The following is a 25,897-nucleotide window of genomic DNA, read 5'->3' as shown; positions in this document are numbered from 1 at the left end:
CTATGACTGCCGCGACCGCCACCGCAGATGTCCGTGACGCCTTCCTCCGTGCCCGGCGCGCCCAGGCCCAGTGGGCCACCACGCTGATTCCGGACCGGAAACGCATCATGCTCGCCTTCCATGACCTGGTGCTGGACCGGCAGGAGGAGCTGCTCGACGTCATCCAGCGCGAGACCAACAAGACCCGTTCGGACGCGTTCGACGAGGTCATGGACGTGGCCATCACCGCCCGCCACTACGCCTACCGCGCCGCCCGGCTGCTCAAGGACCGTCGGGTGAAGGGGGCGCTGCCGCTGCTCACGCAGACCCGTGTGGAGCGGGACCCGGTGGGGGTGGTGGGCATCATCGCCCCGTGGAACTACCCGCTGAGCCTTGCCATTTCGGATGCGATCCCGGCCCTGCTGGCCGGTAATGCGGTCGTGCTCAAGCCCGACGTGAAGACCCCACGTACCGCGCAGCTGGCCCTCCGGCTCCTGGAGGAGGCCGGCCTGCCCGGGGAGGTCATGCAGGTCGTCGAGGGTTCCGGTGAGACCGTGGGGCAGGGAATCGTCGCGGAGTGTGACTACCTCATGTTCACCGGTTCCACCGCCGTCGGCCGGAAGCTGGCGGCGCAGGCGGGTGAGCGGCTCATCGGTTTCTCGGCGGAGCTCGGCGGCAAGAATCCGCTCATCGTGTGCGCCGACGCGGACGTCGAACGCGCGGCACAGGGGGCGGTGACGGCGTGCTTCTCCAACGCGGGCCAGCTGTGCATCTCCGTCGAACGGATCTACGTGCACGAGGCCGTCGCCGACGCGTTCACCGCCCGCTTCGTCGAACTCACGCAGGCGATGCGTCTCGGCCAGGCCTGGACCGATGACATGGGGGCGCTCATCTCCACCGATCAGCTGGACCGGGTCTCCTCGCTTGTCGACGCCGCCGTCACCGCCGGCGCCCGCCCCCTCACCGGGGGCCGTGCCCTCCCGGACCTCGGCCCCACCTATTACGCCCCGACGGTGCTGGCGGACGTGCCCGCCGACGCCGAGCTGCACGACGACGAGGTCTTCGGCCCCGTCGTCTACCTGGAGACGGTGGCCAGCCACGATGAGGCCGTGGCCCGGGCGAACGATTCCGCCTACGGCCTCAACGCCTCGGTGTGGGGGTCGGTGGGCACCGCCCGGGAGGTGGCGTCGACACTCCACTCCGGCACGGTGAACATCAACGAGGGCTTCGCCGCCGCCTGGGCGTCCGTCGACGCGCCGATGGGTGGCTGGAAGGCCTCCGGTGTGGGCCGCCGGCACGCGGACGACGGCCTGCTCAAATACACCGAACCCCGCACGGTCGCCGTGCAGCGGCTCTTGCCCCTGCGCGGGCCGGCGGGGATGTCAGCCGAGTCCTACGCCACCACCCTGACGTCGGTGCTCAAGGCGGGTAAGCGGATCCTGCGGTAGCGGGTCAGGGCTCATCCTGCGCGGCGGGGATGTCCACCTCCTCCGACGCGGCGGCCTCGCCGAGCTCGGCGGCCTCCGCCTCGTCGGCGTCGCGCACGGCTTCTCCGGCGATGTCCTCGATCTCCTCGATGTCAGCTGGGCGGTCGGGGTTGGTGTCCGGGTGGGTCATGGCTGATCCGTTCGCTCGGGCGGGGTGGTCGGTTCGGGGACGTACTCGGGGTCGGGCTGGGTGACCGGGTCGGGGTTGGTCACCGGCTGGGTTCCGGGCCGGGTGGTGGGGTCGGGGTTCGCGGGATCTCCGGGGCCACCGGGAGTGGTGCCGGAGGGGTTCTTCCCCTTGCCCAGCTTGTCGGAGGCGATCTTTCCCGCCTTGTCCATGACCTGGCGGGAAACCTGCTGGCCCTTCTCCGTCTGGAGGAATCGGGTCGCGGCGCGGGTGGCCTTGCTGATGAGGCTCATGACACTGGTCCTTTCTCGGGGGTGTCCGGGAGTCCCCAAAATACGCCTGCGCTGTGACCGGCGCCATGAAAAGAGCGCCGACCGGGGCAGGTCGGCGCGTCGATGGATGAAAGTGGGGGCTACGGGCGGTCGTCGGCCTGCGGGTCCTCGGAGGCGGGGGCGTCGGTCTCGTTGTCGACGCCACCGATGTGGTCGTCCGCGGCGTCGCGTGCCTTCTGGATGTGCTCGGCCTTGTCCTCGCCGAGACGGTCGGTGGCGTGCTGGGCGCCCTTGTCCATCAGGTCGTCGGTCTTCTGCTCGCCCTTCTCGCTGTTGAGGAACTCGTTGGCCTTGCCCTTGGCGTTGTCCATGATGCCCATGGTGGTCGGTCCTTCCGGTCGTTGAGTGCGGGTACGCCCCCGAAAATACCGCCCCCTACCCCTGTGCGCCACGTCACTTGTCCAGGAGGACGGAGTGCCGGGAACACCGCGCCCGCCAGCCGTCGGGCCGGACCTGGACCGTCATGCGCCGCTGACAGATCGGGCAGCGACGGGGCGGTTCGTACACGGGCACGTCGGCCAGCGTGAGCTCCCCGGTGGTGATTCCTGCGGCAAGCTCATCCATCAGATGACCTGGCCGACGGCCTTGATGGGGATGCGCAGACCCTCGAGCATGTCGAGGTCGCGCTCCATCGGCCGGCCCAGCGTGGTGAGGTAGTTGCCCACGATGAGGGCGTTCGCCCCGCCCTGCAGGCCCTTCTCCACGCCGAGGTCGCCGAGCGTGAGCTCGCGCCCTCCGCCGAAGCGCAGCGTGGTGCGGGGCATGGCGAACCGCAACATGGCGGTGGCGCGGAGGGCGTCGGGGGCGTCGATAAGCGGGCGGTCGGCGAACGGCGTGCCGGGGCGTGGATCGAGGAAGTTGACGGGCACCTCCTCCGGGGCGAAGGCGGCGAGCTGGACGGCGAACTCGGCGCGCTGCGCCAGCGACTCGCCCATGCCGAGGATGCCGCCGGAGCAGACCTCGATGCCGGCGTCGCGGACGAGTTCGAGGGTGCGGTGCCGGTCGTCCCAGGTGTGGGTGGTGGCCACCTGCGGGAAGAAGGAACGGGCGGACTCGAGGTTGTGGTTGTAGCGCTTCACGCCGGCGGCGTTGAGGCGGGCCACCTGCGCAGGCGTGAGGATGCCGACGGAGACGGAGATGTTGATGTCCACTTCCGCACGGACCGCGGCGATGGCCTCCTCGAGCTGGGTCATGAGGCGCTCGTCCGGACCCTTGACCGCGGCGACGATGCAGAACTCCGTGGCGCCGGTCTTCTGCGTCTGCTTCGCGGCCTCGACGAGTTCGGCGATGTCGAGCTGCACCGAGCGCACCGGGGACTCGAACAGGCCGGACTGGGAGCAGAAGTGGCAGTCCTCGGGGCAGCCGCCGGTCTTGAGCGAGATGATGCCCTCGATCTCCACCTCCTCGCCGCACCAGCGCAGGCGCACCTGGTGGGCGAGGTCGAGAAGCTCAGGGAGGTGGTCGTCGTCGAGTTGGAGGACCTCGAGCAGGTCGGCTTCGGACAGCCCCTCGCCCCGGTCGAGGGCGATGCTGCGGGCGCGGGCGAGGATGTCGGTCATGGGCTGCCCCTGGTTGTCGGGTGTGAGTTGAACGGTGTTCAGGGCAGTGTATCTGAACGGTGTTCAATACCGCGTCCGACAACGACTGATTAGGGTGGAATCCCATGTCCCTCTATGACGACACCCTCGACCTGCTCCGCGAGCTCATCCGCAACGCCTGCGTCAACGACCTCACCCCGTCCTCGGGGCAGGAGGTCCGCAACGCCGACACCCTCGAGCGTTTCTTCGCCGACACCCCCGGTGTGGAGATCGCGCGCTACGAGTCCGCCCCCGGTCGGGTCACCATCGTCGTCACCGTCCCCGGCACCGACCCGGCCGCCGAGCCGTTGACACTGCTCGGGCACACCGACGTCGTCCCCGTCGACACGGACCGCTGGACCACCGACCCCTTCGGCGCCGACATCATCGACGGCCGCCTCTACGGCCGCGGCGCCATGGACATGCTGTTCATCACCGCCACTATGGCCGCCGTCACCCGCGACGTCGCCCGCTCCGGCCGCCCGACCGGCACCCTGCACTTCGTGGGCGTGGCCGACGAGGAGGCCCGCGGCGGCCTGGGCGCGAAGTGGCTGTCCGAGGAACACCCGGACGCGTTCTCCTGGCGCAACTGTCTCTCCGAGACCGGCGGCTCCCACCTGCCGGTCGCTGACGGTTCCGATGCCCTGGTCCTGGTCGTCGGCGAGAAGGGTGCCGCCCAGCGTCGCCTCCACGTCACCGGCGATGCCGGACACGGCTCCAACCCCTACGGGCGGGAATCGGCGATCGCGAAGATCGGTGAGGTCGCCCGCCGCATCGCGCTCATCGACGTCCCCGTGTCCGAGGACCCGCTCTGGCAGGGCTTCGTCCGCGCCTTCCGCTTCTCCCCCGAGGTGGAACAGGCACTTCTCGACGGCACCGACACCACCGCCTTCGAGCACTTCGGTGAACTCTCCCGCTACGCCCACGCCCTGTCCCGCCTCACCATCTCCCAGACCGTGGTCCGCGCCGGCAGCGCCATCAACGTCCTGCCCTCCTCGGCGATCCTCGAACTCGACATCCGCCCCCTGCCGGGCACGACCCAGGACGACGTCGACGCCATCCTCACCGACGCCCTCGGCGACCTCGCCGACGATGTCCGCATCGAGCACCTCATCACCGAACCCGCCACCGTCTCCCCCACCTCCGGCCCGCTTTACGACGCCCTCCTCGCCACCTTCGATGAATTCTTCCCAGGCGTGCCCGTCGTCCCCACCGTCGCCGCCGGCGGCTCCGACCTGCGCTTCGGCCGTCGCCTCGGCGGCGTCGGCTACGGCTTCGCCCTCCACGCCCGCCAACGCACCCTCGGCGACGTCTTCGCCCAGCTCCACACCCACGACGAACACATCGACCTCGAGGATCTCGACCTCACCGTGCAGGCCTACCGCTCCCTGGCCCGCCGCTTCCTCGGGGTGTGAGGGGCCTCATGCATGTGCCGCGCTCCGGAGATCTGCCAGCGCCTTCTCAGCGGTGGAATCATTGGTGAGAAACTCTTCAAGATGATGGTCAATGATCCGGGCTAACGTCCGACACGCGGCCAGACCTTCTTCAATCGACCGCCGTAGGGGATGGCCCGAGGGATCTTTCATGCCGGGCATGGAGTATCCGTTGATCAAAGCCTCATGATGGGCGATTCTGTTTCTGAGGACGTGCACTTCCTTGACCACGTCGAAGACCCATTTCCTGGTCAGCTGGACTCCCTGCCCGCCAGCTTCCAGGCTGCTGCCGGGAAAAGCGGCCAGAAGCGTCGGGCGATCCCAGATCAAGTCATGATCGGCACGGTCTCGAGGAGCTGCCAAACCCGTAGTTGTCCCCTCGTCCGGCAGATTCGACCACGTGCGGAACATGTTCGCCGCCAAGAGCCTGCCACTCATCGTCCCTGATGTGCATCTCTCCCTGGTAAAGCTTCCAGGGAGTTGGGCCCACGCCTCGCAGATGTTCTCTGTGGTGCGCCGATCGACCGGCAGTGCCATGTTGCCCGGCCAATCGGGCCCGTATTTCCCCACCAATGCCCTGTCAATCGCATTCCTCAACGCCACTTCCACTATGCCTATCTCAAAGAAGACAGCTGCGGAGAGTTTGCGATCCAGTAAGTACAGTTCCATCGCCCTATTGGGGTCCCCGTGCGCGTGACTGAGGTAGGGCGTCAGCCGCTGAGACGCGATGTGGTCGACATCTGGTACGTACATGTGTGCATATTGCCACGGTGGCGGCACAGCGGTAGGGTGAGAGCCGTATTCCCCCCCGCGTTAGGTCGTCCGCACACCGGATCCGGCCGCGGGGGGTTTGATTTTTTCATTCTGCGCGGGGATTCCGTGAGTCGCTGGAACGGCTCCCTGGCCCGCCGCTTCCTCGGGGTGTGAGTGGCACGTGAATCAGCTCCAGCGTCTGACACCACGGCCGAAAACCGCCCGAAACCGCCCCGGTGTCAGACGCCAGTGCTGATTCGGCTGACGGCCTGCCGAAAAACACCCTTCCCCCGACCCTCCAGGGAGCCCAGTGGCTCCAGCGTCTGACACTACGGCCGAAAATCTCCCGAAACCGGGCCGGTGTCAGACGCCAGTGCTGATCCAGCCAACTAACCGTTGAGGATGCAGAACTCGTTGCCCTCCGGGTCCGCCATGACGGCCCAGGTGTACTCCTCCCGCAGGTCGGCGACCATCGTGGCACCGAGGGACAGCGCCCGCTCAATCTCCTCGTCCCGCGAGGCGCCGCCGCTCGGGCGCAGGTCGAGGTGGGCGCGGTTCTTCACGGTCTTGACGTCCGGGGAGTAGTAGAAGAGGAGCACATAACCATCGGGGCTGATGAGGTAGCACTCCTCCGATCCAGGCCGGTACGACTCGGGTTCGGTGATCTCCCAGCCGAGCAGCTCGCGCCAGAACTCGGCGACGGGATAGGGATCGCGGGCGTCGAAGGTGGTGTGGGACAGGCGAAGACTCATGGGCGCGATGGTACGGGCCCGTTCGCCCTGCGGGATCGCTCAAACAGTGGGACGATGAGTCATCGCCGGCACGGCACCCGAACACTTTCCCGGACTCTCAAGGAATCACCACCATGCGCTCCTTCACCCGCCCGATCACGCACCGCTCGTCTCGTCGCCCGCTGGTGGCCACCGCCGCGGCCGGTGCCGCCGCCCTCCTGCTCGTCGCCTGCGGTGAGCCCACCGAGGGGTCCTCCGATGATGCGGCCACCACCGGGGCCGCCGACGGGGAGAAGACGACCATCACGGTCTACACCTCTGAGCCGGAGGAGAAGGTCGACGAGATCAACGCCGCGTTCATGGCGGCCAACCCCGACATCGAGGTGGAGGTCTACCGCGCAGGTACCGGCGACCTCAACGCCCGTATCGCCGCGGAGAAGGAGTCCGGTGACATTGAGGCGGACGTCCTCTGGGCGGCCGACTCCGCGACGTTCGAGTCTTACAAGGCCGAGGGGGATCTCGCGCAGCTGCAGGACGTGGACACCAGCGCCCTCATCGAGGAGGCCGTCGACGAGGACGACCACTACGTGGGTACCCGCATCATCCCGACCGTGATCGCGTACAACACCGATGTCATCGACGAGGCCGACGCACCGCAGTCCTGGGCCGACCTGGTGGACCCGAAGTACGCCGGCCAGCTGGTCATGCCGGATCCGGCCGTGTCGGGTGCTGCGGCGTTCAACGCGTCGGTGTGGAAGAACGACGAGCAGATCGGTGAGGACTGGATCAACGCCCTGGGTGAGAACCAGCCGATGATCGCCCAGTCCAACGGCCCGACCTCGCAGGAGATCGCGGGCGGCGGACACCCGGTGGGTGTGGTCGTCGATTATCTGGTCCGTGATCTGGCGGCCGCGGGCTCCCCGATCGCCGCCGTGTACCCGGACGAGGGTGCGCCGTACATCACGGAGCCGGCCGGCGTGTTCGAGGATTCGGACCAGAAGGAGGCCGCGGAGCGCTACATCAGTTTCCTGCTCTCCGAGGAGGGCCAGAAGATCGCGGTCGAGCAGGCGTACCTGCCGGTGCGGGAGGACGTCGGCACGCCGGAGAACACCCCGCCGCTGAATGAGATCGCCCTGATGACCCCGGATCTGCAGGTGGTCACCGAGGACAAGGACGCGGCCGTCGAGCTGTTCCAGAACGCCATGCAGTAATCTGCCTCGTTCATGCGACTGTTCACCTCCCTCTCCCTCGTCCGCGTGGGGGTGTGGCTGATCGTCCTCGGACTGTTCGTCACTCCCCTGGCACTGGTCGTGGGTCTCGCCCTCGGCGGTAACCAGATCCCGGTCCTGCTGGACCAGGGGTTGGGGACCGCCGTGTGGAATTCGCTGTACACGACGTTGTTGTCGGCCGTCGGTGCCGTCGTCGTGGGCACCGCGATCGCCCTGGTGCTCGACCGGACGGACGCCCGTGGCACGGGAATCCTCCGACTGTTCCTGCTGTCGCCGCTGCTCATCCCGCCGTTCATCGGGGCGATCGCGTGGCTGCAGTTGTTCGGCCCGAATCAGGGGCTCAACCGTTTCTTCGGCACGGAGTTGTGGGACATCTACGGGGCGGACGGGGTGACGCTGCTGCTCATCCTGCACTCGTACCCGATCGTCTATGTGGTGGTGGGCAGCGCCCTGCGGTCGATGCCCTCAGACCTGGAGCAGGCCGCCCGGATCAGCGGTGCCGGCACGGGCACGGTGCTGCGGACGGTCACGCTGCCGTTGCTGCGCCCGGCACTGTTGTCGGCTTTCACGCTCACGGCGGTGGCCAATCTGGCGGACTTCGGTATTCCGGCGCTGCTGGGGTCGCCGGCGCGGTTCGAGACCCTGGCCACCATGATCTACCGGTTCATGGAGTCCGGGACGGTGGCCAATCCGTTGCAGACGGTCTCCACGATCGGTGTGGTGCTGTTGTTCCTCGGCATCGGTGCGGTCATCGCCGATCATCTGGTGGCCCTGCGTTCGGGCTCGCAGTTGCAGGAGACGGGTGAGGCCCTGCGGTTCCGGCTGGGGGCTGCCCGTTGGCCGGTCACCCTGGTCACCTGGGTCGTCGGTCTGGCGGTCACGCTCGGCCCCATCGCCGGCCTGGCCTACCGCGCCCTGCTGCCTGCTCCGGGCATTCCGCTGACGTGGGAGATGGTGACGCTGCAGAACTTCGAACGCTCACTGGCGAACCCGCGGGTGGTGGAGGGCTTCACCAACTCCGTCACTCTCGCACTCTCGGCCGCGGTGATCTGTGGCGTGCTGGGTTGGCTCATCGGCCTGCTGGTCACCCGCACGCGGCTGGCGGGCAACACGGCACTGACGCTGACGGTGCTGCTGCCCACGGCGCTGCCGGGCCTCATCATCGGCGTGGGGTGGCTCATCCTCGGCCGCTACACCGGCATCTACAACACGATGTGGGTGATCCTCGGCGCCTACGTGTGCGCGTTCACCGCGATGGTGGTCCAGGCGGTTCGCGCGCCGCTGCAGGGCACGCCGCTGGCGGTGGAGGAGGCCGCCCGGATCAGCGGTGCCGGCCGGGTACGTTCCCTGTTCGACACCACCGGGGCCATGGCGATCCCGGCGGCGTTCTCCGGGGCGGTGCTCGTCGCCGTCACTGCTGTCCGTGAGCTCACGGTGTCCATCCTGCTCATCGCCCCGGGCACCACGACCCTCGGCGTGCAGGTGTTCAACCTGCAGCAGGCGGGCAACTACAACCAGGCCTCGGCGCTGTCCCTCATGTTCGCGCTCGTGGGCGTCGTCGCGCTGGCGCTGACGGTGCGCTCCAGAAGTCCGCCCCGAAAGTCAGGAGCTGAAATCTTGTCCTTCATCGATCTCAGTGGCGTCACCGTCACCTTCCCCGACGGCACCGTCGGTCTCGACGGGGTGGACCTCGACGTCCGCGAGCAGGAGTTCTTGGCGCTCATCGGCCCCTCCGGGTCCGGCAACGGAGAACCTCTGATCCTATTCGTGGCATTAGAAAGAAAGTGCTTACCGAAAAGTTAGAAATGGGAGGAGTCTGCTACCAGGCATGGGAAGTGATGGTCAGGTATCGCCAAGCAAAATTGAGAATCCGACGCTCAGTGGGGGTGGTCAGCGCACACAGAATATGAACGTGAAGTGTCTAGTTTGCCGCGCGACGACTCTGATTAGAGGAATTCGCCGCAGCTGGCGCAAACTTCCTCCCCTTCGTCGTACATCATTCCACAGCAGTAGGCTGGGTTGTTGCCCCCGGCATCAAGCTCCTCGGCATCAAGCTCCTCGTAGCAACTTTCGCAGATGTCACTCACGTGGGACGGGCGGCCCTTTTCGCTCAAGCTGATGTCTACCCAGATTAGGTCGTCGCTCTCTTTTCCGCAGTAATCACACGTTGTAATTTCGCTCTCGACAACGGGCTCTTCCTCAGTTCCGCTGTCGCTGTTTCTTTCGAATATCCGACTAAAGAAACCCATGGCTTTCCGTTCATGAATGGGGCTATTTGCTGTCTGTCTCACTTTACTATGTCTCCAGGGCTTCCGGCGGGTTTTATCATGAATATTCTCCTCATGGGAACAAGATCCAAACCGGTGGTTATATGTCGCTTTTGTAGTGCCTGTTAGCTGGACATCATCGTACTAACTTCCCGGGTTCGGTTAAGACGACGCTGCTGCGCACCATCGCGGGTTTCGTCCAGCCCAGCGAAGGCCAGGTGCGTATCGACGCCCGCGACCTCACCCACGTCCCGCCCGAGAAACGTGGGATGGGCATGGTGTTCCAGCAGCATGCCGTGTGGCCGCACATGTCGATGGCGGGGAACGTGGAGTACCCGCTGAAGCGGGCGGGCGTCGAGAAGCGGGAGCGGGTGGAGCGGGTGGAGCGTGCTCTCCGGCTGGTCGGCCTCGACGGTTTCGGTGCACGGAAGCCGGCGAGCCTGTCGGGTGGGCAACGGCAGCGCGTCGCCCTGGCCCGGGCGATCATCGCGGACCCCTCGGTGCTCCTGCTCGATGAGGCGCTGTCCGCCCTCGACGAGCCGCTGCGCGACAGCCTGCGTCGCGAGCTCGTCTCCCTCACCCGGCGCGAGGGCCTGACCACGGTGCATGTCACGCACGACCGCTCCGAGGCGCTGTCCATCGCCGATCGCGTCGTCGTGCTTATCGACGCCCGCGTCCAGCAGGTCGCCGACCCCGCCACCCTCGTGCGGTACCCGGCGTCGCCCGAGGTCGCCGCGTTCATCGCCGACGCCGCCCTCCTCGACGCGGTGCGTCAGGGGGACCGGATCAGCTGTCCGTCCCTCGGCCTGAGCTGGCCGGCCGCGGAGGTGGAGGTCGTCGGCACTCCTTCGGAGTATCTGCGGCTGGCGGTCCTGCCGACGGCCGTCGAGGTCCTGCCCGCCGGCACCCCCGATGCGGCGGCCGCGACCGTCGCCTCCGTGCTCTACGACGCCGGGAACTTCAGCGTCACCGTGGAGACGGAATCCGGCGACCGGTTCCGGGCGACGGTGACCGGCGCGCGGCCGGAGATCGGCGAGGCCGTGGGCCTGCGGATCCATCGGCCACTGGCCTACCCGGTCTAGGCCCGGACCTCCGTCATGCCCGCGACGTACTGGGCCTGCGCGATGTGCTGGACGGCGTCGATGAGGATGAGGGACAGGCGGTCCTGGCGGGTCTCGGGCTTGCCGGCGAACTCACCGATGACCTCGTCGAAGGCGTCCGCATCGAGACTCTCCACGTAGGTGCGCAGGGCCTTGAGGGAGGCGACGATGTAGTCCTCGAGCAGCTGGTGGTCCTCGACGATGATGGTGGCGGCCTCCTCGTCGGTGTGGCCGAAACCGGTGGCGTCCCCCAGCTCGCCGACATTGAAGCGGGCACGGAAGTCCTGGTCCAGCCACACCTGATCCTGGCTGGCCAGGTCCGCGGCACCCATGGCGTCAAGGACGCGGCCGGCGTGCCACAGGTTCCACGCCACGGAGTTCGGATGGCCCGACGGATGCGCGTTGAGCTGGGCGGGGGCTAATTCCGGCAGGCGGTCGAGGGTACCGATCGCCCGGTCGATGAGGTTGAGGTACGTGTCGGTGGTGTTCATGGCCACAAGGTTACGCGCGGCGTCGTAACGCGGCGTTGCCCAGCAGCACCACGGCGACCAGGACGATGACGCCGGTGGCCATGACCGGCATCCCGAAGGTGGAGACCACCGTGCCGGAGACGACGCCGCCGGCGGCGCCGGTGAGGTTCATGGTCAGGTCGCTGCGGCCCTGCAGGCCGGCCTTGTGTTCGGGCGGGGCGGCGGCCGCGACCTCGGCGGAGGAGCCGACGAGTGTGGCGGACCAGCCGAGGCCGAGGAGCGCCAGGGCGGCGACCACGACGGTCTCGTTGCCGGACCAGGGCACGAGCAGGCCGGCCGCGGTGAGCGTCATGCCCATGCCGAGGAGCATGGTCTGCAGGGAGCCGATCTTGTCGGCCAGGAAACCGAAGACGGGAGCGAGGCCGTACATGCCGCCGACGTGGAAGGAGATGGTCAGGCCGATGAGCGTCATGGAGGCGCCGTGGCCGTGCATGTGGACGGCGGTCATGGACATGATGGCGATCATCGCGAAGTGGCTGATGGCGTTGGTGAGGATCGCGGACGCCACCACCGGGTGGTCGCTCAGTCGCACCTTGGGTGCATCGGTGCTGCGTGCGGCCACGGGCGCGGGCTGCGGCCGCAGCATCACCTGGAGGACGAGGATGGCGATCCACTGCGCCACGATGCACACCAGGTATGCGCCGGTGAAGCTCGCCAGACCGAGCGCCTGCCCGAGCGCCTCGGTGGGCCCGAAGAGGTTGGGGCCGAGGACGGCACCGACGGTCGTCGCCCACACGACCAGCGAGATGTCGCGGCCCTTGTGCCTCTCGTCGGCGACATCGGCGGCGGCGAACCTCGACTGCAGGTTCATCGCCACCGCCGCACCGAGGAGGAAGAATCCGAGCAGGACGAAAGGATAGATGACGGTCTGCGCGCCCACCAGGGCCGATGCGGCACCGAGCGAGCCCAGCGCCAGACCCGTGCTTAGCGACGCCCTCCTCCCCCGCCGCTGCACGATCCTCGCCAGGGGAATCGCCCACAGGCCCGCACCGATGGTGGTCACCGTCGACGCCGCCCCACCCCACGCCGGGCCCGCCATCTCCGCCGAGAGCAGCGCCCCCATGGAGAAGGTCACACCGTGCGCCAGTCCCGCCATCACCTGGGCGATCATGAGGGCGGTGAGGACGCGGACGCGGGACGCGGGTTGAGCCATGCGGCCACTATAAGCCCGCCTGTGAGATCACCGTTCCACTTTCACACCGGTCACATCCGTGCCATAGTAAGGCGCATGACTTTTCTCACCCGTCGTTCCGTGACCACCGGTCTGGCCACCGCCGCCATGGCCGTCGCCCTCGCCTCCCCGCTGACCGCCCACGCCGACGTCGTCGATGACGCCCTGGCCAAGCTGCCGTCCGGCCCGATCACCTGTGAGCAGGCCAACCAGTACTGGACCAACGAGGCCGACTTCAACAGCAAGCGCACCCAGGCCCTGGCCGTCGCCCCGTTCCACCCGCGTGGTGGCGAGATCCGCGCCGCCATCGGCCGGGTCGACGAGGCCGCCGACCGTTGTGGTCTCCGCGGTGGCGGCGCCCCGGCGCCGTCGAACCCGGCCCCGGCCCGCCCGTCCAATCCGGCGCCCTCCAACCCGGCTCCGGCGCAGCAGGCCCCGGTCGGCCAGGTCATCTCCATCCCGGTCGCCCCGGGCACCCCGACCGTGAACATCCCGGTGGGTAACGCCGCGACGATCGTGGCCCCGGATGTCGCGAAGATCATCGCCGACTTCCTCGCCCAGTTCACCGGCGGCGCCCCGGCCCTTGGCAGCTCGCTCTAGTCTCACGCACCGACAAGGCCACCGGCCCCCTGATTGTCCAGGGTGGCCGGTGGCCTTGTTTCAATGTTTCACGTGGTCTGGTCTGCCGGCAGGGATGTTGCCCCGCGGCCGCTCCATCATGCGGATTGTTGTGAGCCCGGCCGGGCCGGGCACTACAAGGTGCACAGCGGTGCGACGTCGCCACGCCCGCCCGCCATGGGCACGGTGAGGAAGGTGCAGGAGTTCCAGCCCCGGGACTCGACGATGCCGCGTACCTGCGACCACTGCTCGGCGCTGAGGTTCGGGGTGCGCGAGAGCACGAAACCGGACAGGCGGTTCGGGTCACCGACGACCGACAACGAGTAGTCCTCGGCGAGGTGGGTCACGCGGTAGTTCACCGGGCCGTTCTCGTCCTGGAAGGGGACGCCGGGGAAGTTGACGCGCAGGGAGGCGTCCGACCGCACGGACGCGGTGCCCTCGATGACCGAGCCCGGGCCGACCAGGGTGCCGCAGGCGTTGCGGACCGAGATCGTGGACTCGTCGATGACGCCGTACTCGGCGGTGGTGTCGCGTGCACACTGCAGGGTGTACGGCTGCGGCAGGGCCGCGACCTGGTACCACTGGCCCGAGTATCGCTCGAGGTCAACGGCCTGATCGGTTTCCGGGAGCTCACCGCCCGGCAGGGACAGACCCGGCGGGATGAGCTGAGACGAGCCGCCGCCGATGCGGCCACCGTCGAAGAGGTCCTGGGCTCCGGCGACCGGCACGGTGAGCGCGGCGGCGAGGGTGAGAGTGGTCAGGGTGGTGAGGAGGCGGCGCATCGGGGATGTCCTGTCGTCGAAGGAGTGTGACCCCTCACACACTAGCGGAGGCGAGAAGCGATCCGCAGGAGATATAGACATGAATTTATGACTTCGGGGGCCGGGCCAGTCTCAGTGTCTGGAGGCAACGGTAGCTTGCCAGGTGAAAAGTGATGACCACCTAAGGAGCAGCACAATGTTGGCCACTATCACCGTCCGTGTCCAGGAGTTTGTACACGGCACAGCGCCGGAAACATATCTACTCGTAGGCTTGAACGCCGCAGGAATCTGGCTCTTGGCCGCATTCGGCACCTTCCTCCCCCCTACCGCCTCCCTTCCCCCGACCCTTCAACGGTGGTTCGCGCAGATCCAAGATCTCATCAGTCTCCTTGCCGGCCTCCTGCTGTTCGCCGCTCTCGTGGGTTTTATATGGGGCCATATCCCCGAGGCATTCATCGTGGCAGTTCCAGTGGCCATCTGGACGGAGAGACAACACCAGTCACGTGCCACCTTCGAACGATTGATCGAGCAAGAAAGAGCACTGCTCCCGTCGGGAGCACAAGTCGAACCTAGGTAAGAAAGTACAGAGACGAATGCATGGAACACCCCGGATTGAAGTCATGGCCGCATGACGGGCAGGCGGTGGCCTGGGAGTACACGCCGTACCCCATGGTGTGGCCGCAGTTTCCGCAGAGGACGGAGGCGGGGGCGTCGATACGCATACGTCCGAAAGGATGGGCAGTGAGCTCGTCGTGGCAGGCATGGCACGCCCAGAAGTCATCACAGGTGGCGCAGCGGTTGGCCACGATGTCGCGCTCGCTGCGGTAGTGCGCGCAGCGTCCCTGCGTATCGACGTCCACGCCCCGGATCTTCATGCCCCTCACCGTAGTGCGGGCGTAGCGTCGGGGCCATGAGAATCTTCACCGTCGGCCACTCCACCCATGCCATCGGGGAGTTCGTCGATCTGCTGCGGGCACACGGGGTGGAGCAGGTCGCGGACATCCGGACGGTGCCGAAGTCGCGGCACAACCCCCAGTTCTGGGGCGACGCACTCGAGGCGAGTCTGGGTGAGGCGGGCATCGGTTACCGGTGGTTCCGCCAGCTCGGCGGGCTGCGTAGGACCAGTGATGATTCGCCGAACGGGGCCTGGCGCAACGCGTCGTTTCGTGGGCACGCCGACTACATGCAGACCCCGGAGTTCGCCGACGGCCTGGCGGAGCTGGAGGCCTGGGCCACAGAGGCGCCGACGGCGCTCATGTGTGCGGAGGCGGTGCCGTGGCGGTGCCATCGTTCGCTTGTCGGCGATTCGCTGCTGGTCAGAGGGTGGGAAGTGCTGGACATCTTCAGCCTCACCAAGGCCACGCCGGAGAAGCTCACCGGCTTCGCCGTGGTCGACGGCGATCGGATCACCTACCCGCCGGAGGAGGGGGAACAGAAGCGCTGACCGGGTTGTTGACATGTACATGACTACCCCGAACATCCCCTTCCGTCTGACCACCCCGTGGCAGGGCAGCGACCCCTTCCTCTTCGCCGTCTTCCACAACGACGCCTACCCCGCGGGTGACGCCGACATGGGCCCCGGCGACCACCGCCCCGACGGCTGGCAGATGTACCACGGCCGGAAGATCCCCGGTTTCCCGGCGCACCCGCACCGCGGCTTCGAGACGATCACCGTGGTCAACTCCGGCTTCGTCGACCACACCGACTCCGTGGGTGCGGCCGCCCGCTACGGCCAGGGTGACGTGCAGTGGCTGACCACCGGCGGCGGCGTCACCCACTCCGAGATGTTCCCGCTGGTCAACCAGGATTCCGACAACCCGCTCGAGCTCTTCCAGATCTGGCTCAACCTCCCGCCGGAAGCCAAGACCGTCCCGCCGGAGTTCACCATGCAGTGGGGTGAGGACATCCCCGTCTGGCACTCGCCCGGCGGCGGAACCGTGAAGGTCATCGCCGGCGCACTCGGCGACGTCACCCCGCTCAGCCCGCCCGTCAACTCCTGGGCCGCCGATCCCGCCAACGACGTCGCCGTCTGGCTTATCGACGCCCCTGCGAACTCCACCATCGACCTTCCCGCACCGTCTCAGGCCACCACCCACCGCACCACCTACGTCTTCCAGGGTGACGCCGTCATCGGCGAACACGCCGTCGCCCAGGGCTGGGGCTACCTCCAGGTCGGCACCGAACCCACCACGATGACCGCCGGCGCAGAACCTGTCCGGGCGCTGATCCTCCAGGGGGTTCCCATCGGCGCTCCCGTCCACCAGTACGGCCCCTTCGTGGCCACCTCCCAGACCGAACTGCAGGACGCCTTCGACGAGTACCGCCGAACCCAGTTTGGTGGGTGGCCCTGGCCGACGACCGAGGAGGTCTTCCCCCGGGAGCAGGGACGCTTCGCCCGTTTCCCCGACGGTTCGGAGCAGCGGCCGGGGCAGTAACACGGCGCAGGCATAGCCCGGCGCGCCACCCCCTCCCTGCCCCCGGTACGCAGATGGGTCCGAACTGTTACCTCCGACTTTTCAGGCCCCTCCCGTCGGGATCCGGCCGCTTTCTGAGCACCCCCGGCGCCCAACGCCGCGGGCCCGACACATAAGGCCGGGATATTCTTTGGCGCCCGTCAGGACGGGCACAGTTTGGGGGTTTGTGCACGTCACAACGGTAATGCGCCGGCCCGGGGGACCCGTAGTGCGGGACGTTATACAGGTCTAGGCTGCGGCCTACACAGCCATACACAGTCCCTACGCGTCACTGTCGGGTCAGGAGGATCCCATGACCGCCATCGCCCCCCAACGTGAAGACCATGCACCACCCGAACGTCCCGAACCCACCGGCACCTCAGGTCGGAGCCTCAAGGGTTCGAAGGCGTGGGACATGCTCACCACCACCGATCACAAGCAGCTGGGCATCATGTACATCATCATGGCGCTGAGCTTCTTCGCTCTCGCCGGCCTGATGGCGCTGCTCATCCGCACGGAGCTGTTCAGCCCGGGCCTGCAGTTCCTGTCCAACGAGCAGTTCAACCAGTTGTTCACCATGCACGGCATCGTCATGCTGCTGGTGTTCGCCACCCCCATCGTGTGGGGCTTCGCCAACTATGTCCTGCCACTGCAGATCGGCTCACCCGATGTCGCGTTCCCGCGGCTCAACGCCTTCGGCTTGTGGATCACCGCCACGGGCGGCATCACCATGCTCACCGGCTTCCTCACCCCGGGTGGCGCGGCCGACTTCGGGTGGACCATGTATTCCCCGCTTTCCGACGCCACCCACTCCCCGGCGTCGGCGCCGACCTGTGGATCATCGGTGTCGGCATGACCGGCATCGGCACCATTGTCGCGGCAATCAACATGCTCACCACCATCTTCACCCTCCGAGCGCCCGGCATGACCATGTTCCGGATGCCCATCTTCACGTGGAACATCCTCGTCACCGCGATCCTGTCGCTCATGGTGTTCCCCGTCCTCACCGCCGCGGCCCTGGGCGTGCTCTTCGACCGCCAACTCGGCGGGCACATCTTTGACACCGGTAACGGCGGCACCATCCTGTGGCAGCACCTGTTCTGGTTCTTCGGCCACCCCGAGGTCTACATCATCGCCCTGCCGTTCTTCGGCATCGTCTCCGAGGTCATCCCGGTGTTCTCCCGGAAACCGATCTTCGGGTACGTCGGGCTCGTCTTCGCCACCCTCGCCATCGCGTCACTGTCCATGGCGGTGTGGGCGCACCACATGTTCGTCACCGGCGCGGTCCTGCTGCCGTTCTTCTCCTTCCTCTCCTTCCTCATCGCCGTGCCCACCGGCGTGAAATTCTTCAACTGGACCGGCACGATGTGGAAGGGGCACATCACCTGGGAAACGCCGATGCTCTTCTCTCTCGGTTTCATGGCCACGTTCCTCTTCGGCGGCATGACCGGTGTCATCCTCGCCGCCCTCCCCTGGACTTCCAGCTGGCCGACTCCTACTTCCTCATCGCCCACTTCCACTACACGGTCTTCGGCACCGTCGTCTTCTCCACGTTCGCCGGCATCTACTTCTGGTTCCCCAAGATGACCGGCCGCATGCTCGACGAACGCCTGGGCAAGATCCACTTCTGGCTCACCTTTGTCGGCTTCAACGGCACCTTCCTCATCCAGCACTGGCTGGGCAACATGGGCATGCCCCGCCGCTACGCCGACTACCTCGACTCCGACGGCTTCACCATCCTCAACCAGGTGTCCACCGTCTTCTCCTTCATCCTCGGCTCCTCCCTCCTCGTCTTCGTGTGGAACTCCTTCAAGTCCTGGCGCTACGGCGAGGTGGTCACCGTCGACGATCCCTGGGGTTACAGCAACTCCCTCGAATGGGCGACCTCCTGCCCGCCGCCGCGCCACAACTTCACCTCCCTGCCCCGCATCCGCTCAGAACGGCCCGCCTTCGAGCTGCACTATCCCCACATGGTTGAACGCATGCGCCGGGAGGCCCACACCGGGCGACATGACGAACGTGCGGAGAAGACGCAGTCCCCGGATCCGGCGGAGGTCAGTGCTCCACGACCGTGATGTGCTGATCCGTCCCGGGCCGTTCCACCTCGTCGACGGCGGCGACGGCGAGGTCCTCCGCGCTGATCCGGGAGGTGCCGCCCGGGTCCTGCGCCGGATGGCCGCACCGACCCGGCTCGTCATGTTGCGCAACTGCGGACAGCGCGGCTTTCCTAGGTGTACTTCCCCGTGACGTTGTGAACGCGTTGCAGGGGAGTTAACCCTCCGATAGCAGTGTGAGCCCGGTGGCAATTGTAATCGTGGATGAACCTCGCATACGCTGCGAGCGTGTCAAGTTGTTTGTGTGTGGGGCGTGATTATTAGAGGTAGGGCTCGAAGCGGTCCGGGTAGGCCACAGACATCTGGTTGATGGCCTGCTTCCAGTTCGTCACCCGCCTGCCCTCGATCAGCCGGCCACTGGTAGCCGCGACCCGTTTGCCCTGCTTAGCGCGCTTGGCGGCCCGTTTGTCCTCGATGTTGCAGATCATCAACCACAAGGTTTTGATCGCGGACTCATCGTTGGTAAACTGCACCCGATTCCGGGTGGCTTTGCGCAGCTCGTTGTTCATCGACTCAATCGAGTTCGTGGTGTAGATCACCTTCCGGGCCATGGGAGGAAACTCCAGGAACGGGATGAACCGGTCCCACGCATCGCGCCACACCTTGACTGACTGCGGGTACTTTTCCCCCAGCTCGGAGGCCTCGAACTCCGCCAACGCCGCCAGAGCGGTCTGCTCGGTGGGGGCGGTGTAGATCTTCTTCAGCTGGGCGGACACCGCTTTGCGATCTCCGTAGGCCACCCACCGGTTCGCTGCCCTGATCAGATGGACGACACAGGTCTGGACCATCGAATCCGGCCAGGTGGCTTCCACAGCCTCCGGCAGGCCCTTGAGCCCGTCGCAGCACACGATAAACACATCGTGTACGCCGCGGGTAGCGAGGTTGGCGCACACCTGGGCCCAGAACGAGGCTCCTTCCTCTTTCGCCAGCCAGATACCGAGGATGTGTTTGATCCCGTCCATGTCCACCCCGATAGCCAGGTACGCGGATTTGTTGACCACCCGGCCCCCGTCACGGACTTTGATGCGTAACGCATCGAGGAAGATCACGGGGTAGAACTCCTCGAGTTGGCGGTTCTGCCAGATCAGCACCTCCTCGAGGACCGCATCGGTGATCGCGGAGATTGTTTCATGGGAGATGTCCACGCCCATGGCGGTGACCATGTGGTGCTGGATGTCTCGGACGGTCATGCCACCGGCATAGAGACTGATGATCATGTCGTCGACGTCGGTCAGCCGGCGGGATCCTTTGGGCACCATTGTCGGCAGGAAGGATCCGTCACGGTCCCTGGGAACAGCGACATCGACCGGTCCGTAGTTCGAATCGACCCGCTTGGGGTAGGAACCGTTACGGGAATTGTTCTGACCAGCGGCTTCCTTGCTGTCCCGGTCACCGTGCTGGTAGCCGAGGTGGGCATCCATCTCGGCGTTGAGGCCGCGGTTGATCGAGGCCTGGAGCAGGCCCCGGACGAGATCGTTGGCATCCGTTGTGGAGGTGCCGAGCTCGTCGATCAGTTTCGCCATCTCAGGATTGGCCAGCAGCTTTTCCTCGATCGCTTTGATCTTTGCGGAGTCTTCTGGGTTTCGTCGTGCCACGGTAGTCATTCTGGTTCATCTCCTTGGTGTGAGGGGAATCCCTCACACACAAACCATCTGACACCCTCTACGCTGCCTGCCGGGCCTTCTCACTGTCATAAGCTCTCACATAGGCCCACTCCTGCATCAACGTGCGATTAAACCTCTCGACCTTGCCATTGGTCTGCGGACGATACGGCCTGGTGAACTTATGGACGATACCCTCACCAAGCGCGTCAGCAAACACATGCGCACGGTAGCAACCCCCGTTATCAGTCATCACCTGTTTGACGGTGAACCCGCACCCAGCGAAAAAGGCCCTCGCCCGCTTCCAGAACCCGGCAGCAGTATCTTTCCGCTCGTCTCCCAGGATCTCCGAGTACACCAGCCGTGAATGATCATCGACGGCATGATGCAGGTAGGAATATCCCCGCCCGGGTTTCGCCCCGGCCTTGTACAGCACGTCTCGTCGACGCCCGGCCGCCCGGTCCTGGGCAGAACCGCGCTGATGAACGCGCCATCCACCGCCATCAGGATCTGGCTCAGCTTCTTGATGTCGACATGGACCAGATCACCGGGTGCGTCGCGTTCGTAGCGCACTGCCGGCTGCCTGCGCACCGGCAGTCCGGTGGCCTGGTCGATGCACTCAAGCTTCGGCATCCGGTAGCGGGCCAGGACCCTACCGACGGTGGATCGGGGGATTCCCAGGTGGTATCCGATGCGGTGGGGTCCCCATTGGCGGGTGAACCGAAGTTTGATGATCCGGCGTTCGCGTCGCACGGCAAGCCGGTTAGGACTGGTGGCAGGTCGGCTGGGGTGGTCGTTGAGGTCCTCGGTGGTGCGGGCGCGTGTGACCCAGCGGTTTACGGTTGCCGCAGAGACCTGGTAGCGCTCGGCGACCTGGCGTTGGCTTAGTCCTTCGGTCAGGACAAGGTCGACCATTTTCTTTCTCCCCGTCGGGGTCAACGGTGCGTTACGGTGTGTCACTAGGAACCTCCGGTGTTGGTGTGCGTGTAGTTACCCACCTGCGTACCGGAGGTTCCCTTTATTCGCTCACACCGTTCACAACCTCCCGGGGAAGTACACCTAGGACTGTTCCGGCATCGCCCCGGGCCGCCACATCGCCAGCTCCGGATCCCGGCCGGGCGTCGGAATGGGGTTGACGCCCATGGGGACGAAACCCATCCGCTCGTACAGCTTCGCCGACGCGGGTGTGGACGCCTCGAGGTAGGCGGCGTCGTCACCCACCCGGTCCAGGCCGTGCTCGAGCAGTGCGGTGCCGACCCCGGATCCCTGGGATTCGGGTGTCGCGCCGACCATGTAGAGGTACCAGTGCGGGAACTTCGGATGGTACCCGCTGGCACGCAGGCCCTGAGTCATCTTCCGCGCTAATCGACGCCCCATCAACCTCACCACCTGCGGTGCCACCGCCACCTTCGCCTTCACTCCCATCGAGGATCCCGGCCGGTCCCACAACGCGGCACCGACAATCTCACCGCGCTCATTCTCAGCGACATCGACCTCACCCGAATCCAGGTAGTGATGACGGATGATCGTCTCGATGGTGCTGTTGCAAACTTCAGGCGGAGAGCCGTGACGACCCAGTCTTCATCCTCTGATGCTCGCTGCGGGTCGGCGTTCTCAGGCAGCCTCGAACACCCGGCTGACGATCACCGCATCCGGGTTCGGTTGCCCGTAGGCAAACATCGCGCCCTGGCCTTTCCGTAATGAGTGCATCGCTTCCATCCCTTTCAACGTCCGGTACGCCGAGGTCCGGTTTTTGAACGCCCCCTTCGGTCCGAGGATCCGTTTCAGCCGCCCATGATCTCCTTCAATGACGTTATTGAGGTATTTCACCTGCCGGTGTTCCACGGTCTGCGGGCAGATTCCCTCTGACTTCAACTCGGCGATTGCCCTGGCCAGGGAGGGTGCTTTATCGGTGTTGATCACCCGCGGGAACCCGGTTATCGTGTTCGACCTCAGGGTCTTGGCCAGGAAACGCTTCGCTGCGGCGACGTTACGCTTTTGGGACAGGTAAAAATCCAGGGTATGCCCGCCCGCGGTGATGGCCCGATAGAGGTAGCACCACTTTCCCCCGACCCGGATATAGGTCTCGTCCACCCGCCAGGACCGGGCCTGCCAATCCGGGACTTGTCGGTACCACCGGGTCTGCTTCTCCAGCTCAGGAGCATATTTCTGGACCCAGCGGTAGATGGTGCTGTGATCGACCGGTACGCCGCGTTCGGTCATCATTTCTTCCAGATCGCGGTAGCTGAGCCCGTAGCGGCAGTACCACCGGACCGCCCACAGGATGATTTCACGGGGGAAATGACGACCGGAGAAGATGCCCATGGCTGTGATTATTTCACGCAGGTCTTCCTGTCGCCCGAACTTTGCAACAGCACCGCCTGTGTCTTCACCTCGTGCAGCTCGGTGAGAAACGCAACGATTGCGTCGTGGGTTGCTGTGCGTATTTTGTCTGCGCCCGTGCCGCAGGCGCATGCATGCGAGGGCGAAGCTCACGTCGTGGTCGACGACGGGGGCTCGCTTCGGGCGCGACGAGGTCACGCCGACGATTGCGTCTGGTGGGGCCTTTACCCGAGTGTGTGCCGTCGGCTGTGACCGTGACGGCGGACGGATAAGCGGATGGGCGGGTGCCGCTGGTGCTGACGGAGGCAGGGCAAGGGTCGGGCTTCGCCCACGCGGTCACGCCGACGACACCTCGGTGGGGGCTGCACCGGTGTGCGGGCGCACAGCATCACGCGGCGAAGCCACGCCGACGATGCCTCCAGTGGGGCCTTCGCCCGCGGGTGGGCGGCATGCTTTTCGCGGCGCCGGCGATCCTCCAACTCGGTGGGGCATTCGGCGTGAAAAGGGGTTGCGGTGGCGGCGCGACGCGGGTGATGCGCTCGGGTCGGGCGACGCGTGATCACGGCCCGTGGCGGCATGCGGTGGCGGAAGTTTTCTCCCGAAGAATTCTTCGGCAGGTCCCCTCGTCGTCGACCTCGGCGACGGTGACGGTGCGGGTGTATGACAGCGACACACGGCACCCGGTGAGAGGCACACATCGGTGTCTCGACTCACCGAGTTTTTGTGGCTGCGGCGGCCGCGCACAACCTGCCGATGAGGTCTCGGGCGAAGGCCCTACCGGGTGCCGTCGACAGCAGATTTTCGCCGCGAAAAGCAGGGCGCCCGCCCACGGGTCAAGGCCCCACCAGAGGTGTCGTCGGCGTGACCTCGCCGCGCCCGAAGAACACTACGAAGATGACTTCGCGGCACACACCCAACGCACCACCCGCAGCACCGCTTCGGCGGGACCTGACGGACGGTGGCATAGCAACGACGACGAGGAACGAGGAGGCGTCTGCGCCACCCGGCCGGCACCCGCCGAACCGACCCTTTCGCAAGCCTTGCGAGACACGCCCGGACGACAAGGGAGACAGGCACCGATTGGGGAACCGAGCAAGCGAGGTTTCACAGGCGGAGACTGCCCCTGGAGTCAGTGTCACGGAAGGACCGAAAGGGACGGACCCGAGACTGCCAGACGGACACACCACCACCCCGCAGCGAAGCAAGGAAACGTGTGGGGGTGTGGACGACCGCAGGAGAGGGTAGTCAATCACGTATAGCGCTCCTCCGTGGCCCAGTAAAAGAAGGTGTTTATCCAGGTCAGAGGGTTTGAGGGCAGGGTGAGTGTTTAGGCCGCGGGGTGGTAGACCGCGTGGTGTACTTTTTCAGCGCGATTTCCGGCCCGAAAACAAGACGCCTGCGCGCGCTCGATCGTGAGGTCGTGAGCACTGCCGCTGCGAGATGAGTGCAGAGCGCGACAGCGTCGCTGACACGTCTGAATCAGACGTGTTTTTCCGGCCTCCGCACGACGGGGTGGACGCCGATGATGTCCCATCGTGTCACCACCGGCAGCACACCTGGCGTAAGGGGCGCACACGGGGTGACAAGAGGTGAGAAAAAACTTTGTGGGGTGCTGCGAAACATCCCCGCGTGATGGTGGCCAGCACACCAAGAGAGCGCGTCTTTCCTATCCGACGAGGACGAGGGCTCTCGGCCCGCGCGCCGCAGAGAATCCCGGTGGGTGCCACAGGCGCGGGCGCTGACCGGCGACATCGCAAAATCCTGTCGCGACGTGAGCTGGGCAGAGGCGTGCACACTCGCTGGATACAGTCACCACAACCCGTATCCCCTCAAGCCAAGGAGCTTTGTCATGGCACGTATCGTCAGTGTCTCCGAGCAGGTCCGCATGAGCACACCACCCACTGTGTCCAAGGCACGCGACGCCCGTGAGCGACGCCGTCGCCGCCGGGGCGCTGAGGCCGGCACACGCAGTGGTGACGGGTGGCGTCGCTCCCCCGAAGACGAGCGCCTGTTGACGTGGGCGAGTCGTCTCGGTGCGATCACCATCCGACAAGCGCACCGGTATGTCTATCCGCGCGTGAGCTATCAGACCGCCCGGAAAAGGATTGCCGCGATGGCGCAGGCCGGTTTGCTGCAGCGCATGGATTCCGCCCCGTGGGCGGGCACGGTTGTCTGGCCGACCACAGCCGGTCGGCAAGCGGTCACGGATCCTGAGTCACCGCTGCGCGCCCTGGAGGCGCCGGCGGATTCCACCCTGCCGCACCGACTGCTGGTGGCCGAGGAAGCACTCAAACTGTTGGCGGCGGGAAGAACGATCATCACCGAGCGGGAAATCCGCCTCTACGAAACAGTCTCCGGCGCCAATCACACAGCCCGCGATCAGTTCCTCGCTGAGGCCGGTGTGCGCCGCAGCATCAACGGGTCCGCTGGTGTGGTCCCGACGGTGGAGCGCACCGAGCACGGACGTCTCGAACGCTGGCTGACGCTGCCGATGCCGGGTGTGCACACGGCGTTTCGCATCCCCGATCTCCTGGAGGTCACCGTCCGCGGTGAGCTACGTGCGATCGAGGTCGAGACTGCCCAAAAATCCCTTTCCCGCATGCGCGAGATCCTGGCTGGTTACCGCGACGCCTGCCTTGGTCACAACATGGTGTTGCGGGACGCCGGTTACGATTTGCCGACCGCCGGTGCCCTGCGGCGCCAATTCGTGGGTGTGCGGTGGGTGGTCACCGACCCGGTGATGATCCAGCTGCGCGGTCACCCCGGCGGTGTGGACCCCGTCACCGGAAAAGATGATGTCGGCCTGGTGCGCGAGGTATGGGACAAATCAATGAACACACATTTGTTCTACAAGGAGAAAGACACGTGGGCACTCAGCAAAAAGAACTGGCCACTGAGCGCCGCCGCCCTTGATGTCAGCCACGACCCCGGGCTGGAATATCAACTGCATCAACGCGTCCTGCCGGTGGCGTATCGCACCTCTATGCAGGAGTGGCGAGTGTGGCGAAAAGTCTGGGAAGACGACGTCACAGACGACGCCGAGCCCGTTCCGTTTGTCCAGTGGCTGCGCGCCCCCGGCAACCTCAAGCGATGCCGAGAGGCCATCCACGCCTTGTGATACGTCTCACCATTATTTTTATGCCGCATGGTTTGCGTCGAGGTTGTTATGCGACAGTGAGTGTCTGTCCGGAAGGGGCTGAGGGGGTCATTCACGCCTGATTCATCCCATAAATTTGATCCCCACGTCCGCGGCCTATCACCGTCGCCCGGGTAAAGAGAGTAAACCAATTG

At 66.0% G+C, this 25,897-nt stretch carries 25 protein-coding genes and 2 pseudogenes; 11 read left to right on the top strand and 16 right to left on the bottom strand.

Translation table 11 applies throughout. The features are described 5' to 3' along the window. Positions 1–2 precede the first annotated feature (2 nt). Positions 3–1,427 carry a succinic semialdehyde dehydrogenase gene (locus QP029_RS04275; RefSeq protein ID WP_284875605.1) on the top strand — a complete coding sequence of 475 codons (1,425 nt, stop codon included), beginning with the start codon at positions 3–5 and terminating at the stop codon, positions 1,425–1,427. Positions 1,428–1,431: 4 nt separating this feature from the next. Here the strand turns inward: QP029_RS04275 and QP029_RS04270 are convergent, their stop codons facing one another. The 5 genes from QP029_RS04270 to bioB all read right to left on the bottom strand — a co-directional run bounded on the left by QP029_RS04270 (position 1,432) and on the right by bioB (position 3,484). After that, entirely contained in the window at positions 1,432–1,596 is a 165-nt protein-coding gene (locus tag QP029_RS04270) for a hypothetical protein (protein ID WP_284875604.1), read from the bottom strand. Next, on the bottom strand, positions 1,593–1,886 hold the full coding sequence (locus QP029_RS04265) for a hypothetical protein (RefSeq protein WP_284875603.1): 294 nt from the start codon (positions 1,884–1,886) through the stop codon (positions 1,593–1,595). Before QP029_RS04265 ends, QP029_RS04270 begins: the two co-directional genes overlap by 4 nt. A 119-nt stretch (positions 1,887–2,005) precedes the next feature. Further along, positions 2,006–2,245 (bottom strand): antitoxin, encoded by a 240-nt coding sequence (locus QP029_RS04260; protein WP_284875602.1) that lies wholly within the window; start codon positions 2,243–2,245, stop codon positions 2,006–2,008. Positions 2,246–2,318: 73 nt separating this feature from the next. Further along, the gene (bsaP, locus tag QP029_RS04255; protein WP_284875601.1) at positions 2,319–2,489 is read right to left on the bottom strand and encodes a biotin synthase auxiliary protein BsaP; all 171 of its coding nucleotides are present in this window, start codon (positions 2,487–2,489) and stop codon (positions 2,319–2,321) included. Then, positions 2,489–3,484 carry a biotin synthase BioB gene (gene bioB / locus QP029_RS04250; protein ID WP_284875600.1) on the bottom strand — a complete coding sequence of 332 codons (996 nt, stop codon included), beginning with the start codon at positions 3,482–3,484 and terminating at the stop codon, positions 2,489–2,491. Before bioB ends, bsaP begins: the two co-directional genes overlap by 1 nt. A 104-nt stretch (positions 3,485–3,588) precedes the next feature. Here bioB and QP029_RS04245 point away from each other — a divergent pair, with 104 nt between their 5' ends. After that, positions 3,589–4,917 (top strand): M20/M25/M40 family metallo-hydrolase, encoded by a 1,329-nt coding sequence (locus tag QP029_RS04245; RefSeq protein ID WP_284875599.1) that lies wholly within the window; start codon positions 3,589–3,591, stop codon positions 4,915–4,917. A gap of 6 nt (positions 4,918–4,923) precedes the next feature. Here the strand turns inward: QP029_RS04245 and QP029_RS04240 are convergent, their stop codons facing one another. Beyond that, positions 4,924–5,688, bottom strand: coding sequence for an Abi family protein (locus QP029_RS04240; RefSeq protein WP_284875598.1), 765 nt, complete (start codon positions 5,686–5,688; stop codon positions 4,924–4,926). Positions 5,689–6,077: 389 nt separating this feature from the next. Continuing rightward, positions 6,078–6,440: a VOC family protein gene (locus tag QP029_RS04235; RefSeq protein ID WP_284875597.1), complete on the bottom strand. Its 363-nt coding sequence runs from the start codon at positions 6,438–6,440 to the stop codon at positions 6,078–6,080. Between the two features lie 113 nt (positions 6,441–6,553). On the opposite strand from QP029_RS04235, the gene QP029_RS04230 reads away from it, so the two are divergent. After that, entirely contained in the window at positions 6,554–7,630 is a 1,077-nt protein-coding gene (locus QP029_RS04230) for an ABC transporter substrate-binding protein (protein ID WP_284875596.1), read from the top strand. Positions 7,631–7,642: 12 nt separating this feature from the next. Next, positions 7,643–9,451: an ABC transporter permease gene (locus QP029_RS04225; protein ID WP_284875595.1), complete on the top strand. Its 1,809-nt coding sequence runs from the start codon at positions 7,643–7,645 to the stop codon at positions 9,449–9,451. Between the two features lie 143 nt (positions 9,452–9,594). On the opposite strand, the gene QP029_RS04220 is transcribed toward QP029_RS04225, so the two are convergent. After that, positions 9,595–9,939 (bottom strand): hypothetical protein, encoded by a 345-nt coding sequence (locus QP029_RS04220; protein ID WP_284875594.1) that lies wholly within the window; start codon positions 9,937–9,939, stop codon positions 9,595–9,597. A 98-nt stretch (positions 9,940–10,037) separates the two neighbouring features. Here QP029_RS04220 and QP029_RS04215 point away from each other — a divergent pair, with 98 nt between their 5' ends. After that, positions 10,038–10,997: an ABC transporter ATP-binding protein gene (locus QP029_RS04215; protein WP_349293723.1), complete on the top strand. Its 960-nt coding sequence runs from the start codon at positions 10,038–10,040 to the stop codon at positions 10,995–10,997. On the opposite strand, the gene QP029_RS04210 is transcribed toward QP029_RS04215, so the two are convergent. Beyond that, positions 10,994–11,506: a DinB family protein gene (locus tag QP029_RS04210; RefSeq protein WP_284875593.1), complete on the bottom strand. Its 513-nt coding sequence runs from the start codon at positions 11,504–11,506 to the stop codon at positions 10,994–10,996. The two genes, QP029_RS04215 and QP029_RS04210, sit on opposite strands and share 4 nt — an antisense overlap. Positions 11,507–11,516: 10 nt before the next feature. Then, complete coding sequence (locus QP029_RS04205) at positions 11,517–12,698, bottom strand: MFS transporter (RefSeq protein ID WP_284875592.1); 1,182 nt, start codon at positions 12,696–12,698, stop codon at positions 11,517–11,519. 75 nt (positions 12,699–12,773) lie between these two features. Here QP029_RS04205 and QP029_RS04200 point away from each other — a divergent pair, with 75 nt between their 5' ends. After that, complete coding sequence (locus QP029_RS04200) at positions 12,774–13,316, top strand: hypothetical protein (RefSeq protein ID WP_284875591.1); 543 nt, start codon at positions 12,774–12,776, stop codon at positions 13,314–13,316. Between the two features lie 152 nt (positions 13,317–13,468). Here the strand turns inward: QP029_RS04200 and QP029_RS04195 are convergent, their stop codons facing one another. Together QP029_RS04195 and QP029_RS04190 are read right to left on the bottom strand one after the other, a co-directional pair. Continuing rightward, positions 13,469–14,116 carry a lipocalin family protein gene (locus QP029_RS04195; protein ID WP_284875590.1) on the bottom strand — a complete coding sequence of 216 codons (648 nt, stop codon included), beginning with the start codon at positions 14,114–14,116 and terminating at the stop codon, positions 13,469–13,471. Between the two features lie 548 nt (positions 14,117–14,664). Then, entirely contained in the window at positions 14,665–14,970 is a 306-nt protein-coding gene (locus QP029_RS04190) for a CHY zinc finger protein (RefSeq protein ID WP_284875589.1), read from the bottom strand. A 35-nt stretch (positions 14,971–15,005) separates the two neighbouring features. On the opposite strand from QP029_RS04190, the gene QP029_RS04185 reads away from it, so the two are divergent. The 4 genes and pseudogenes from QP029_RS04185 to QP029_RS04170 all read left to right on the top strand — a co-directional run bounded on the left by QP029_RS04185 (position 15,006) and on the right by QP029_RS04170 (position 18,795). Next, entirely contained in the window at positions 15,006–15,539 is a 534-nt protein-coding gene (locus QP029_RS04185) for a DUF488 domain-containing protein (RefSeq protein WP_284875588.1), read from the top strand. A gap of 19 nt (positions 15,540–15,558) precedes the next feature. Then, positions 15,559–16,530, top strand: coding sequence for a pirin family protein (locus QP029_RS04180; RefSeq protein WP_284875587.1), 972 nt, complete (start codon positions 15,559–15,561; stop codon positions 16,528–16,530). A gap of 331 nt (positions 16,531–16,861) precedes the next feature. Continuing rightward, positions 16,862–18,623: pseudogene (gene ctaD, locus QP029_RS04175) on the top strand (aa3-type cytochrome oxidase subunit I). Between the two features lies 1 nt (position 18,624). After that, positions 18,625–18,795, top strand: a complete 171-nt coding sequence (locus QP029_RS04170) for a hypothetical protein (RefSeq protein WP_284875586.1) — start codon at positions 18,625–18,627, stop codon at positions 18,793–18,795. Between the two features lie 127 nt (positions 18,796–18,922). Here QP029_RS04170 and QP029_RS04160 read toward each other — a convergent pair whose 3' ends face one another. The 4 genes and pseudogenes from QP029_RS04160 to QP029_RS04145 all read right to left on the bottom strand — a co-directional run bounded on the left by QP029_RS04160 (position 18,923) and on the right by QP029_RS04145 (position 22,588). Then, positions 18,923–20,266 carry an IS256 family transposase gene (locus QP029_RS04160; protein ID WP_284873830.1) on the bottom strand — a complete coding sequence of 448 codons (1,344 nt, stop codon included), beginning with the start codon at positions 20,264–20,266 and terminating at the stop codon, positions 18,923–18,925. Positions 20,267–20,330: 64 nt separating this feature from the next. Continuing rightward, positions 20,331–21,223 (bottom strand): annotated as a pseudogene (locus tag QP029_RS04155) (IS481 family transposase); the annotation flags it as partial. A 99-nt stretch (positions 21,224–21,322) separates the two neighbouring features. Then, positions 21,323–21,688: a GNAT family N-acetyltransferase gene (locus QP029_RS04150; protein ID WP_284875585.1), complete on the bottom strand. Its 366-nt coding sequence runs from the start codon at positions 21,686–21,688 to the stop codon at positions 21,323–21,325. A 189-nt stretch (positions 21,689–21,877) separates the two neighbouring features. Continuing rightward, positions 21,878–22,588: an IS6-like element ISCef5 family transposase gene (locus QP029_RS04145; protein ID WP_284875584.1), complete on the bottom strand. Its 711-nt coding sequence runs from the start codon at positions 22,586–22,588 to the stop codon at positions 21,878–21,880. Positions 22,589–24,455: 1,867 nt separating this feature from the next. Here QP029_RS04145 and QP029_RS04140 point away from each other — a divergent pair. Beyond that, positions 24,456–25,724 (top strand): replication-relaxation family protein, encoded by a 1,269-nt coding sequence (locus QP029_RS04140; RefSeq protein WP_284875583.1) that lies wholly within the window; start codon positions 24,456–24,458, stop codon positions 25,722–25,724. Positions 25,725–25,897: the final 173 nt, after the last annotated feature.

It is taken from the genome of Corynebacterium suedekumii (assembly GCF_030252185.1).
Classification (GTDB): domain Bacteria; phylum Actinomycetota; class Actinomycetes; order Mycobacteriales; family Mycobacteriaceae; genus Corynebacterium; species Corynebacterium suedekumii.
This window is presented reverse-complemented; position numbering and strand designations above follow the sequence as displayed.